At 65.8% G+C, this 12675-nt stretch carries 11 protein-coding genes; 3 read left to right on the top strand and 8 right to left on the bottom strand.

Annotation, left to right across the window (positions count from 1 at the left end; all coding sequences use genetic code 11):
- Nucleotides 1–8: 8 nt before the first annotated feature.
- From V6943_RS15820 to V6943_RS15800, 5 genes are read right to left on the bottom strand one after another with little or no spacing between them, the layout of a single operon-like run.
- Nucleotides 9–1187: a lipid-transfer protein gene (locus V6943_RS15820; protein WP_131650262.1), complete on the bottom strand. Its 1179-nt coding sequence runs from the start codon at nucleotides 1185–1187 to the stop codon at nucleotides 9–11.
- A 19-nt stretch (nucleotides 1188–1206) separates the two neighbouring features.
- Nucleotides 1207–1626, bottom strand: coding sequence for a MaoC/PaaZ C-terminal domain-containing protein (locus V6943_RS15815; RefSeq protein ID WP_131650261.1), 420 nt, complete (start codon nucleotides 1624–1626; stop codon nucleotides 1207–1209).
- Nucleotides 1595–2731: an acyl-CoA dehydrogenase family protein gene (locus V6943_RS15810; RefSeq protein ID WP_340554424.1), complete on the bottom strand. Its 1137-nt coding sequence runs from the start codon at nucleotides 2729–2731 to the stop codon at nucleotides 1595–1597. The genes V6943_RS15815 and V6943_RS15810 overlap by 32 nt, the downstream gene beginning before the upstream one ends.
- Nucleotides 2732–2740: 9 nt before the next feature.
- A complete protein-coding gene (locus V6943_RS15805; RefSeq protein ID WP_340554422.1) occupies nucleotides 2741–3724 on the bottom strand; it encodes a bifunctional MaoC family dehydratase N-terminal/OB-fold nucleic acid binding domain-containing protein in 984 nt (327 codons plus the stop codon).
- A gap of 58 nt (nucleotides 3725–3782) precedes the next feature.
- Nucleotides 3783–4568, bottom strand: coding sequence for an SDR family oxidoreductase (locus V6943_RS15800; protein WP_340554420.1), 786 nt, complete (start codon nucleotides 4566–4568; stop codon nucleotides 3783–3785).
- Nucleotides 4569–4706: 138 nt separating this feature from the next.
- Here V6943_RS15800 and V6943_RS15795 point away from each other — a divergent pair, with 138 nt between their 5' ends.
- The 3 genes from V6943_RS15795 (at nucleotide 4707) to V6943_RS15785 (ending at nucleotide 8152) form a co-directional block, all read left to right on the top strand.
- Entirely contained in the window at nucleotides 4707–5492 is a 786-nt protein-coding gene (locus V6943_RS15795; RefSeq protein WP_340554419.1) for an enoyl-CoA hydratase, read from the top strand.
- 303 nt (nucleotides 5493–5795) lie between these two features.
- Entirely contained in the window at nucleotides 5796–6965 is a 1170-nt protein-coding gene (locus tag V6943_RS15790) for an acyl-CoA dehydrogenase family protein (RefSeq protein ID WP_340554417.1), read from the top strand.
- The gene (locus V6943_RS15785) at nucleotides 6962–8152 is read left to right on the top strand and encodes an acyl-CoA dehydrogenase family protein (protein ID WP_340554415.1); all 1191 of its coding nucleotides are present in this window, start codon (nucleotides 6962–6964) and stop codon (nucleotides 8150–8152) included. Before V6943_RS15790 ends, V6943_RS15785 begins: the two co-directional genes overlap by 4 nt.
- Nucleotides 8153–8707: 555 nt before the next feature.
- Here the strand turns inward: V6943_RS15785 and V6943_RS15780 are convergent.
- From V6943_RS15780 to V6943_RS15770, 3 genes are all read right to left on the bottom strand, one after another.
- Nucleotides 8708–9943 carry an NADH:flavin oxidoreductase gene (locus V6943_RS15780; protein WP_340554413.1) on the bottom strand — a complete coding sequence of 412 codons (1236 nt, stop codon included), beginning with the start codon at nucleotides 9941–9943 and terminating at the stop codon, nucleotides 8708–8710.
- A gap of 76 nt (nucleotides 9944–10019) precedes the next feature.
- On the bottom strand, nucleotides 10020–11627 hold the full coding sequence (locus tag V6943_RS15775) for a FadD3 family acyl-CoA ligase (RefSeq protein ID WP_340554411.1): 1608 nt from the start codon (nucleotides 11625–11627) through the stop codon (nucleotides 10020–10022).
- A gap of 16 nt (nucleotides 11628–11643) precedes the next feature.
- Nucleotides 11644–12675, bottom strand: a complete 1032-nt coding sequence (locus V6943_RS15770; RefSeq protein WP_340554409.1) for a ferredoxin--NADP reductase — start codon at nucleotides 12673–12675, stop codon at nucleotides 11644–11646.

Here is a 12675-nt window from a genome sequence, read left to right as displayed (position 1 = left end):
CGCTCTCCTCAGGCCACGCCGAGAATCAGGCCGCTGGTTGGCACACCGGTACCGGCGGTCACCAGCACGTGTTCGACGTTTTCCACTTGGTTGACGGCGTTGCCACGCACCTGACGGACACCTTCGGCGACGCCGTTCATGCCGTGAATGTAGGCTTCGCCGATCTGCCCGCCGTGGGTGTTGATCGGCAGCTTGCCGCCGCGGGCGTGATGCCCGGCGCGGACGAATTCCTTGGCCTCGCCGCGTGGCGCAAAGCCGAAGGCCTCCAGCTGTGGCAGTACGAAGGGTGTGAAGTGGTCGTAGATCACGGCGGTCTGGATCGCATCCGGGCCGATGCCGGCCTGGGCGTAAAGCTCACGCGCCACCACGTCCATCTCCGGCAGGCCGGTGATGTCTTCGCGGTAGAACGAGGTCATCGACTGCTGCCCGGGTGCCATGCCCTGCGAGGCGCCTTTGATGATGACCGGCTTTTGCTTGAGGTCGCGGGCGCGCTCGACCGAGGTGATGACCATCGCCACCGCACCGTCGGACTCCTGACAGCAATCGAGCAGGTGCAGCGGCTCGCAGATCCAGCGCGAGGCCTGATGCTCTTCCAACGTGATCGGCTTGCCATAGAAGAAGGCGTTCGGGTTCGTCGAAGCGAAGTCGCGCGCCGCGACCGCCACACGCCCGAAGTCCTCGGAGGTCGCGCCGTAGGTGTGCATGTAGCGCTGGGCGAACATGCCGATCCAGGCAGCCGGGGTGTGGAAGCCGTGGGGCATGTACCAGCCGTAGTTGACGTTCTCGAAGATCGGCGTGTTGCCGAAACCGTAGCTGCCATTGCCGAAGCGGTACCAGGAACGCTCGTTCATCGCGCGGTAGACCACCACGGTTTTCGCCACGCCCGTTGCCACTGCCATAGCGGCGTGCATGATCGGTGCGCACGCGGCGCCGCCACCGTGCGGGATCTGCGAGAAGAAACGCACCTGCTCGCTGCCGAGCAGCCGGGCGATCTCGAATTCGGGCACCTTGTCCAGCGTGTAGCTGCTGAAACCATCGACCTCCTTGGGATCGATGCCGGCCTCTTCGAGCGCCGCGAGGGTCGCTTCCATCACCATGCGCAGCTCGGTGCGCCCGGAGTTCTTGGAAAATTCGGTGGCACCAAGGCCGACGATGGCCGCCTGGGCGGAAAGATTCGATTGGGTCATGAACACTGCCTCCGGTTGATCACGGCAGGGCCACGGTGACCGTGCCGGTCACGTGGTTGCCCATGGAATTCCTGCCCTTGAGCGTGACGACGACGCGCTTGCTCGCCTCGTCGCGCTCGCTCACCTCACCGCTGAAGGTCATGCTGTCGCCCGGATAGTTGGGCGCGCCGAGCTTGATCTTGAGGTCGGAGAAACGCGCCAGCGGCCCGCTCCATTGCTCGATGAACCCTTGCACCAAGGCGCTGGTGGTCAGGATGTTCATGAACACGTTCGGTGCGCCTTGAGCCCGCGCCGCTTCCACGTCGTGGTGCACGGGTACGTAATCGCGCGTGGCGATGGCGCCCCCGGCGATCAACATCACGGTGACGGGTAGTTGCTGCTCCGGCAGTTTTTCGCCGAGGGTGACGTCAGCGAATGCCTTGGTTTTCTTCGAGGTCATATTTCCATCCCAGCGTGTCGTTGTTGGCAAGCCACTGTCCGAGTCGATCGAGTGTGGCGGCAGGTCCGCCTAGGGCGAGGCCCAGGTCGCGGCTCCAGTACAGGTAACGATGGATCGGGTACGTCAGGTCGACGCCGATACCGCCGTGCACGTGTTGCGTCTTGTGGCCGATCAGGTGCCCTGCCTCGCAGGCGAGGTAGCGGGTCGCCAGGGCTTCGGATTCGCAGCCAAGACCCTGGTCCAGCCGATAACAGAGCTGGTAGAGCGACGAGCGCAGCGCCTCGGCGGCGATCCGCGCGTCGGCCATGGTCATCTGCACCGCCTGGAACGAGCCGATGGCGCGATCGAACTGACGCCGCTCGCTGACATAGTCCACGGTGCGGCGTATCTGCTCGTCGCTCACGCCCAGCTGCAGCGCGGCGGTGGCGGCGATGGCGCGTGTTTCCAGCCAGGCAAGCGCGGCCTCTGGCAACAGCTGTTCGGCGGTCAGCAGCACGTTGTGGCAGTGCAGGTCTGCTACCGCCAGACCGTGGTTGGCGATGCCCCCGACGCGTTCGACGCCTTCGGCGCGTGGGTCCAACAGCACCAGACGCGGTCCGTCCGTGCCCTCGGCTACCAGCAGCAGCCGGTCGGCCTGCGCCGCCAGCGGCACCGCTCCCACCTCGCCGGACAATGAAAACCCGCCCTCGACAGGCTCCAGTTGCAGGCCAATACCCCGCCCCGCGGCGAGTCCGGCGAGCGACAGCGAAAGCATCACGCCGCCCTCGGCCGCCCGGGCCACTTGCTCGGCATGAGCATCGCCACCCCAGCGTGCCAGGGTTGCGGCTGCCAGCTGGTGCTGCCACAGCGGCACCAAGGCGAGGCTCGCGCCCTGGGCCTGCAATACGCAGAGCAGTTCGGTCATGCCCAGCCCACTGCCGCCGGCGTCTTCAGTGATCGCCAGGGCATGCAGGCCGGTCTCGACGCAGGTCCGCCAGAGTTCGCCCATGAAGGGCTCACCCGTCAGTTCCCAGGCGCGATGGCGCTCATCGGTGCAGTAATCGCGGAACAGCCCGTCCGCCATTTCGGCGATGGCGCGCTGCTCGTCGCTGAATGAGAAATCCATGCGGCCTCCTTACCCGGCCACCGGCCGAAACTGGGGAAGCGTCAGCCGGTCGTCGAACGTGGCGAACTCCACTTGCAGACGCTGGCCGATCTTCAGTTCACCCGGCTCGACACCGACCAGTCCGGCAATCAGGCGCACGCCTTCGTCCAGTTCGATCAGGCCGATGGGGTTGGGATGGTCGAACGGCGCCACCTCGGGGTAATGCATGACCACGAAGGAATACAGCTCGCCCTGCCCGCTGGCCTGGACGTGGTCCAGCTCGAAGCTATGACAGGTGCTGCATACCGGTGCCGGCGGGTGCTGGAGGGTCTGGCAGGCGGTGCAGCGCTGGATCAGCAGCTTGCCTTCCTTACAGCCGTCCCAGAAGAAACGGGTGTCATCGCTGATGCCCGGCAGCGGGCGCATCGGCTTGGGTGTCTCCTGGCTCGCCTTTGCCGGCTCGGCTGCCTGTGGCCGCTCAGCCGGCTTGAACTTGAACACCCGGAACAGCAGTTCGCCGACCCGCTCGTCGTCCTGGCCATCGGGCTGCTCGATGAAAAAGGTCATGATCGCCGTGACGAAGAAGCCCGTGCCCAGCGCGGTGGTCTTCTCTTCGCTGATGGCGTCGATGCGGCTGCTGTAGTAGATGCGCTCGCCGACATGCAGGTAGCGGTCGAAGGTCAGTTCCGAGTTCACCGCCACAACGCCGGGGTAGCCGCAGGCCTCGATATCCTTGAGGATCTCGAACACGTTGGCGTCGGTGGAACCCGGCGCGAAGTTGTCCAGGTCCGGTCCGGCCATGCCCCATACCTGCAACATCGCAGGTGGCGCCACCACATCGGGGTAGCCGGCATCACGGGCAAAGGCCGGGTCGGTGTAGAGCGGGTTGTCGATGCCCATGAGTTCGCACCAGTGGCGAATCATCGGGGCATTCACCTGGTCCCAGGCGTACACCCGGCCGTACTCGCGTCCGACCGTGGCCCGCAGTTTTTCTATCAGCTCTTGATCAGCCAAGTTCGCCTCCTGATGGATCTGTCTGGACGCCACCACCGGCGGCGTCACCGGGGTTGCATCAATGCTGGTCGGCGTTGGCGGCAGCGAGAAACGCAGGCTTCTCGCCACCGCCATGCAGCAGCAGGTTGGTTCCACTGAAATAGGCCGCCAGCGGCGAGGCGGCATAAAGACAGGCATTGGCGATGTCGTCCGGCTCGCCCATACGCCCGGCCGGAATGGTCCGGCCCACCGCGTCGATGCCGGCTTCGTCGCCGTAATGCAGATGTGATTGCTCGGTACGGATCAGCCCGGGGCTGATGGCGGCCACGCGCACCCTGGGCGCCCACTCCACCGCCAGCGAACTCACCAGCGCCAGCACACCGGCCTTGGCCGCGCCGTAGGCGGCGGTGCCGGGCGAGGGGCGCAACGCGGCGACGCTGCCGATAAACAGGATCACCCCGCCTTCGGCGTGGCGCTGCATGAGCCGATTGGCCTGCTGGGCGACATTCAGCGGAGCGATCAGATTCAGACGGATGATGCCTTCGTGAAAACGCGGCGAGGCGGTCGCCGCTTCGGCGGCTGGGCTGCCGCCAGCGTTATTGATCAGCACGTCCAGCCGCCCATGGCGGTCTTCGATGGCCGCGAATAGAGCGACCAGCGAATCGACGTCACGCACATCCACGGGAAAAAACTCGGCGACCCGGCCACCGCCCTCCGGCAGTCGCTCCGGTGCCTGGCGGCCGCAGACCACGACGTTCGCACCAGCCTGCAGAAAGCGGCTGGCGATGATAGAGCCGATGCCCTTGGTGCCGCCGGTCACCAGTACGGTCTTGTCGGAAAAATCCAGGCTGCTCGGGGCATCCATCGCTGCGTCCTCGTCTAAGCAATGGCCCCACTGTATTGAGCACGAACAGCCTGCTCGTCGTCTGAACGGACGATGAGTCGCCCATTGCCCGCCCCAACAATCGACGCACCCTTCCCGCCCCCGAGGAGCGCCGCGCTCATGAACCCAGCAGAAGAACCCACGGTGCTCTCGGACCGGCCCGCCGAGGGTGTGGTCCGCCTGCGCCTGAACCGTCCGAGCGTCAACAACGCCCTGAGCCTGGAATTGCAGGCGCTGCTGGCGCGGCATTTCAGTGAACAGGCGCAGGACCCCACGGTGCGCTGCATCCTGCTCACTGGCGGCGAGCAGGTGTTCGCCGCCGGCGGCGACATTTCCAGCATGGCCGGCGTCGGCCCCATCGAGATTCTCCAGCGTCACACCGAACGTGTCTGGGCGCCGATCCAGCACTGCCCCAAACCCGTGATTGCGGCCGTTTGCGGCTACGCCTATGGCGGCGGCTGCGAACTGGCGATGCACGCCGACATCATCATCGCTGGCGAAGGCGCGCGCTTCAGCCAGCCGGAAATCCGCATCGGCATCATGCCCGGCATCGGTGGCACCCAGCGTCTGCTGCGCGCGGTGGGCAAAGCCAAGGCGATGCAGATGGCCCTCACCGGCCGACCGATCACCGCCCATGAAGCCTGGATCGCCGGGCTGGTCAGTGAAGTGGTGGCCGATGACCAGGTGCAGGCCCACGCGCTGGAGCAGGCCCGCCTGGTCGCCGCCATGCCGCCGCTGGCCGCCGAGCAGATAAAGGAAGTCATCCTCGCCGGGATGGACGCCTCGCTCGAAGCCGGCCTGGCCCTGGAACGGAAGGCCAACGCCCTGCTGTTCGCCTCGCGCGATCAGAAGGAAGGCATGCAAGCGTTCCTGGAAAAGCGCCGGCCAACCTTCGAGGGGTATTAGGGTCTGTTGACGTTTCGTCGCGAGCCGCGTTGCTGCGCAACCCTGCGGGCCGGGCCTGTTTTTACGCGAGGCGGCGTTACTCGTCGCTCATTTGGAACAACCAAACTTCACTCCTCGTGCGATCTCCATGGATGGAGTGAATGCCGCAAGCCCGCCGGGAGCGGGCGCGGTCTTGCCTCGCGCAAAAACAGGCTCCGGCGCGGCGGCGAACGAAACGTCAACAGCCCCTAGTCCGTATCGAGGATTCCGCCACCGAGTGCGCGTCATAGGCTGCCGGCCATTGATGCCCGAAGGAGCCCGAACATGGATTTCGCCTTGAGCGATGAACAACTGATGATCCAGGAGAGCGCCGCCGGCTTTCTGGCCAAGGCCTCAGATTCAGCCGCAGTGCGCGCCGCGATGGAGAGCGACCGCTACAACGGCGAGCTGTGGCGGAAGATCGCTGGCGAGTTGTGCTGGCCGGCGCTGATCATTCCGGAAGACCACGGCGGCCTCGGCCTCAGTTTCGTCGAGCAGGCCATCCTGCTTGAACAGATGGGCCGGCGACTGCTCAGTTCGCCGTTCTTTGCCACCGCCTGCGTCGCCACCCCGGCGCTACTATTGAGCGATAACGAGGCGCTGAAGGCACGCTGGCTACCGGAACTAGCGGCCGGCAGCCTCACAGCCACCCTCGCCTGCTCGCCCGCCACGCGCGCCGGGCATGTGCTGTCGCAAGGGGTGCAGGCCACGGCCGAAGACAACGGCTGGCGGCTCGACGGTGTTTGCGAGGCGGTGCTCGACGGTGCGGAGGCGGATCTGCTGATCGTCGCCGCGCAACTCACGGACGGCCCGAACGACGCCATCGGGCTGTTCGCCGTTTCGGCCAATCAACCGGGCCTGAACCGCCGCGCGCTGCCCACGCTGGACCAGACCCGGCGCCTCGGGCACGTATCGCTGGAGGCTGTCTGGGTATCGGCCGAGCAATGCCTGCACGCGCCCGGCGCGGGCGCGCATTTGCTCGACACCACGCTGCAACTCGCCGCCATCGCGCTGGCCTGTGAGCAGACAGGCAGCGCCCAGCAATGCCTGGATCTGACCTTGGCCTACCTCGGCGAACGCCAGCAATTCGGCCGTTCCATCGCCAGCTTCCAGGCCATCAAACACCGTTGCGCCGACCTCATGCTGGAGATCGAGAGCGCACGCTCGGCCTGCTACTACGCCGCCTGTGTGGCCCATGAAGTGCTCTCAGCCGAAGGCGACAGACTGATCGCGGGCGAATTGGGCGAAGTCAGCGTCGTTGCCAAGATCCACGCCAGCGAAGCCTTCATGCACTGCGCCGCCGAGTCGATCCAGCTGCACGGCGGGGTCGGCTTCACCTGGGAATACGACCCGCACCTGTACTTCAAACGCGCCCGCGCCGGTGAACAGCTGTTCGGCAACCCCGCTCAGCACCGCGAGCGCCTGGCCCACCTGATTCTGGAGCAGTTCACATGAAGATCGGATTCAGCGCAGAAGACGAAGCCTTTCGCCAGGAAGTCGCCGGCTGGCTCGCCGAGCATTTGCGCGGCCCCTTCGAGCCGCTGCGCTTTCGTGGCGGGCCGGGCGACGAGCATATGTTTCCTGAGGAACGCAAAGCCTGGGAACGTGAGCTGGCCAAGGGTGGCTGGGTCGGCCTGGGCTGGCCAAGCGCATGCGGCGGTCGCGGCCTGTCGATCAGCCAGCAGGTGATCTTTCACGAGGAATATGCCCGTGCCGGCGGTCCCGGCCGCATGGGGCACATCGGCGAGGGGCTGATCGGCCCAACCCTGGTGGCCTTCGGCAGCGACGAACAGCGTGCACGCTTCTTGCCCGGCATTCTCGAAGGCCGCGAGTTTTGGTGCCAGGGCTATTCCGAGCCGGGCGCCGGCTCTGACCTGGCCGGGGTCAAGACCCGCGCGCAGGTCGACGCCACGCGCGGTATCTGGCGGATCAATGGACAGAAGGTCTGGACTTCGCTGGCCCACGAGTCGGACTGGTGCTTCGTGCTGGCGCGCACCGATCCGGACAGCCGCGGCCATCACGGCCTGTCCTTTCTGCTGGTGCCGATGGATCAGCCCGGCATCAGCGTGCAGCCGATCCAGCAGATTACCGGCACCAGCGAGTTCAACGAGGTGTTCTTCGACGATGCCGAAGCCGAGGCGTCCTGCATGATCGGCGCGCCGGGCGAGGGTTGGAAGATCGCCATGGCGCTCCTGGGATTCGAGCGTGGCGTATCTACCCTGGGCCAGCAGATGCAGTTCCAGAACGAGCTGGATGAGGTCATCCGTCTCGCCAAAGGCAACGGCGCCGCCGAGGACCCGCTGATCCGCCAGCGCCTGGCCCAGGCCTGGGCGGGGCTCAGGGTGCTGCGCTACAACTCGCTGCGGATGCTTTCCGGCCCGCAGGACGGCAGCCTGCGTCGCGAGGCGACCATCTACAAGCTGGCCTGGTCCACCTGGCACGCCGAGCTGGGCAAGCTGGCGATGGACGTGCTCGGGCCACAGGCGGAAATCCTCGAAGAGGCGCCCTACGAACTGTCGCGTCTGCAGTCGCTGTTCCTGTTCACCCGCGCCGACACCATCTACGGCGGCAGCAATGAGATTCAACGCAACATCATTGCCGAGCGCGCACTGGGCATGCCGCGCGAGCCGAGGGTGCAGTAGTGCACCTTGTGAAAGGCCCGGCTCTGAGCGCAACGCCGTTCGCCGCGAGGGCGGGCCTCCCACAGCAGCAGGTGCATACCGTGGGTGTGCCCGACCTTGGGGCGAGTACTGGTTTGTCCGAGAGGCGGGCGTCGACGGGTTCTGACGGGAACGGTCCAAACCGCCTGGAAGATTGTCTATGCTGCTTTGGCTTTTGAATTTCAACCGAACTGTCAGACAACTCCAGACGCCCCATCAGGAGGGTGAGCGCAATCGTTGCGTAGAGGGGCGAGCCGCATGGATGCGGCGAGAGTCGTATAGGGCCAGGGATGGCCCTTGTACGACGACCCTCGGAGTGACGATGGAGTGAACGAACCCTGCGCGCAGCGCAGGGCCGGATGGCGGGGCAAGACCTTTTGGTTCCTTTTGGGGCGACTGCCAAAAGGGACTCGCCCAGCAGGGCGAAACCAAGCTCTCAAACAACTCGCTAATCGCCATGAAAGCAAAATGCTTATTCAGCACCGCCAACCCGATGGTCACCGCCATGAAACACGAACAACCACATTCCTGAAAAACTCAGGAAGCCGCCGCCTGAGCATTGAGCACCGGGTCACCCGGCGCACCAAGCACACAGCTGGTACCGCCCGGCGTATACATCATCGCCACGCATCGGTTGCACGCCGTGCAGATGCCTTGCTGGCTGGCCCCCGCAGCGAACTTCGCGACCAGATCCGGCTCGGCGATCAGCGCCCGACCCAGTGCCAGCGCGTCGAAGCCCTCGTCCAGCACCTGCTGGACGCCACGCAGGCTTGTGACGCCGCCCAGGTAGGCCAGCGGCACCTTGACGGCCTGGCGGATCCGCCGCGAATGCTCCAGCAGGTACAGCTCGCGAAAGTCCACTGGCCGCTCGCGCAATTGCTGGATCGCCATGGCTGCCGCCACCAGCGGATTACTCGGGCGCACGCGGTTTTCCTTGGGAAACGAGGAGCCGAACATGGTGGTGATGGACTCGGCATTCATACCGGCACTGAGCACCAGCATGTTCGCGCCTTCCGCCTCGAGCAGGCGCGCAATGGCCACGCCGTCTTCCGGCTGATTGCCGCCCTTTACCCCCTCGGTGATGCTGTATTTGCACAGCACCGCCATGTCCCTGCCCACCGCATCGAGCACCGCACGCAATACCTGACGCGGAAAGCGCAGGCGGTTCTCCAGGCTGCCGCCGTAGGCATCGCGGCGCTTGTTGTACAGCGGCGAGATGAACTGGCTGAGCAGGTAGCCGTGCCCCATGTGGATCTCAACGGCATCGAACCCCGCCTCCCGTGCCAGCCGGGCGCCCTGGGCGAACTCGCGGACGACCTGATCCATGTCCGCCTCGGTCATCGCCTGCTTGCGGAACATGCCGCTGAGCATGCCGATCTTGTTAAAGCCGCCGCTGGCCGACAACGGCCGGGGCGTGGAGCGCTGGGTCATGAAGGTGAAGCAGCCGCCATGGGTGATCTGCGCCGAGGCAGCGGCGCCGTGTCGGTGCACCGCATCGGTCAGCACGCGAAGATGCGCCAGGCTGTCCGGCTGCAGCACGATCTGGCCCGGCAGCGTTCGTCCGTCGTGGCTGACAGAGCAGTACGCCAGCGTGGTCATGGCCGTGCCGCCGGCCGCCATCGACTCGTGGAAGCGCACCAGCTGCTTGCTGGGCACTCCATCGATGGACATGCCTTCATTGGTCGCGGCCTTGATGAAGCGGTTCCTGAGTGTCAGCGGACCGACACGCAGAGGGCTGAAGGGAGACCTGGAAGTATTGTTGTCGTGGTCCATGGATCGCTTGCCTCTGATGGGCGAAATCGGGATCGGCCAGGTCACGGCTGGCCGATCATGTCACTGCCTGGATCGCTCAGGACAGCTCGGCGCGCAGCTTCAACTTGTCGATCTTGTTCGACGCGTTGGTCGGCAGTTGCTCGAAGAACACCACCTTGCGCGGCACCTTGTAGTTGGCCATGTGTTCGCGCGACCAGGCGATCAGGTCGAATGCGTCGAGTATCGCGCCGCTTTTGCGCACCACGCAGGCGCAGCCCACCTCGCCCATGCGCTCATCGGGAACGCCGATTACCGCCACCAGCGCAACGTCCGGATGCTCGCCGAGCGCGGCCTCGATCTCGGCTGGATAGCAGTTGAAGCCACCGACGATGAACATGTCCTTGAGCCGCCCGGTGATGCGCAGATTGCCGCTGGCATCCAGGCTGCCGACGTCGCCGGTGTGCAGCCAGCCGTTCGCGTCGATGGCCTCGGCGGTGGCGCCGGGGTCGTCGAAATAGCCCTGCATCACATGGAAGCCGTGCAGGCAGATTTCGCCGTTCTCCCCCGCTGGCACCGGACGGTTGTCGGCGTCGACGATGCGCACCTCCGTACCGGGGATGGGCTGGCCGCTGGTGCCGGCAATGACTTCCGCGGCAGCGGCCGGGTCGCAGATGGTGGCCAGCCCGCCGCATTCGGTCAGGCCATAGGCGGTCGTCACCACCTCGCAACCCAGCTCGCCGCGGATGCGCTCGATCAATTGCGGCGGGATGGTCGATGCGCCGGTAACGGCAATTCTCAGGCTGCCCAGATCGGTGTTTTGCAGATTCGGATGCGCCAGCATCGACAGGTACAGCGTCGGCGGGCCGGGTAATACGGTGATCCGTTCGCTGGCGACCCGCTCGAAAATCTGTTCAGCGTCGAACACCGCATGCGGCAGGATCGTCGCGCCAGCCAGCAGGCAAGTCAGCCAGCCGGCTTTGTAGCCGAATGAATGGAAGAACGGATTGACGATCAGGTAACGGTCGCCCGGCACCAGGCCGATGATCCGGGCGTATTCGCCAAAGGCGCGCAGGCTTTGACCGTGGGCATTCATCACGCCCTTGGGTTTGCCGGTGGTGCCAGAGGTATAGAGCAGATCCGACAGATCTTCCGCGCGCACCGCCTGGGCGCGTTCGCAGGCGGCTTGCGGCGATACCGTCGAGCCGATGGCCACGAGCGCATCCAGGCTGAAATCCGCCGCAGCCGACGGGGCTTCGCCCAGCACCACTACATGTCGCAGGCCCGCTGGCCGGTGTGGCGCCAGCATTGCCGGATAGTCCACGCCGAGAAACTGCCCCTGCACGAATAGCAGGCGCGTACGGCTACGCGACAGGATATCCGCCGCCTCGGCGCCCTTCATGCGGGTGTTGAGCGGCACCAGCACCGCGCCGGCGCATTGCAGGCCGAGGGCCAGCAGCACCCAGTCAATGCAGTTCGGCGCCCAGATGGCGACTCGATCGCCCGCCTTCACACCGAGCGCCATCAACCCGCGGGTGATAGCCAGAGCGTGCTCGGGCAGCTCGGCATAGTCGATTCGCCGCTCGCCATCTTCCAGCGCTGTGCGCCCCGCATGGACCTCGGCGGCAGAAAACAGCAGCGCAGGCAGCGTCTGGATGGCGCGGACGTCAGCGTCGGCGCGGGTCGAAGGGGTCGTCAGCACGGTCATGTCAGCCTCGGTTCAATCAGTCGGGAAAACGCAGGTGGACGTTGCTGCTGAGCGCGATGGCCTGGCAGGCCAGCGTCCAGCCTTCCTTCAGCTCGTCCGCATCCAGGGCATCATTGGCCAGCAGCTCGACGTCACCCTCCACCAGGGTGCACATGCAGGAGGCGCAGGCGCCGACCAGACAGGAGTGCGGCGCTTGCAGCCCTTCCCGGCGCATCGCCGCCAGCAGCAGCTCGCCAGGTTCGCAGTCGATGGTGTGGCGCTCGCCGTCCAGCTCGACAGTCAGACGCGTCGCGGTAGCGCCGGCATGCTCCACCACATCGGCGGGCTGCTCGCCCTCGCCCCGCAGCGAGACGAAACGTTCGACGTGTACCGCCTGGTTCGGCAGGCCGGCGGCCTTCAGCGCGGTGACGGCGCCGTCCATGAACGGCCCCGGCCCGCAGATGAACGCCTCGGCGTGGCCGAAGCCTTCGGCGAACGCCGCCAATTGCTCAGGCGAGGGGCGGCCCTGCACGCTGTCCAGCCAGTGGATCACCTGCAGGCGTCGCGGATGGAGGGTGGCCAGCTCACGAAGCAGCTCGCGAAAGATCACCGAACCTTCGTCGCGGTTGGCATAGACCAGGCGAACCCGGCCGTGCCCCTGTTTCAGCGCCGCGCGCAGGATCGACAGCACCGGCGTAATGCCACTACCACCGGCGAACAGCAGCAGGTCGGTGTCCAGCGACCTGGGCACGAACACACCAGCCGGCGGCAGCACCTGAACGCTGTCGCCGGGCCTTAACCGGTCGCATAGCCAGTTCGAGCCACGACCGTCCTCCACCCGTTTGACGGTGACACGCAGCGACTCGTCTTCCAGCGGCGAGCTGGACAGCGAGTAGCAGCGCGGCAGCCAATCATCGCCGTGGGGAATACGCAGGGTGAGGAACTGGCCAGGGCGGTATTCGAAACGCCGGATCAGAGCCTCAGGCACGTCGAAGACGAAGGAGCAGCTGTCGGCGGTCTCGTGGATCACCTCGGCGACCTGCAGCGTGATGTATTCGGGCGCGTTCAT

Source organism: Pseudomonas sp. CBC3 (assembly GCF_037967085.1).
GTDB lineage: Bacteria > Pseudomonadota > Gammaproteobacteria > Pseudomonadales > Pseudomonadaceae > Stutzerimonas.
The sequence above is the reverse complement of the archived record's forward strand: the minus strand, read 5'-3'. Positions and strand labels throughout refer to the sequence as shown.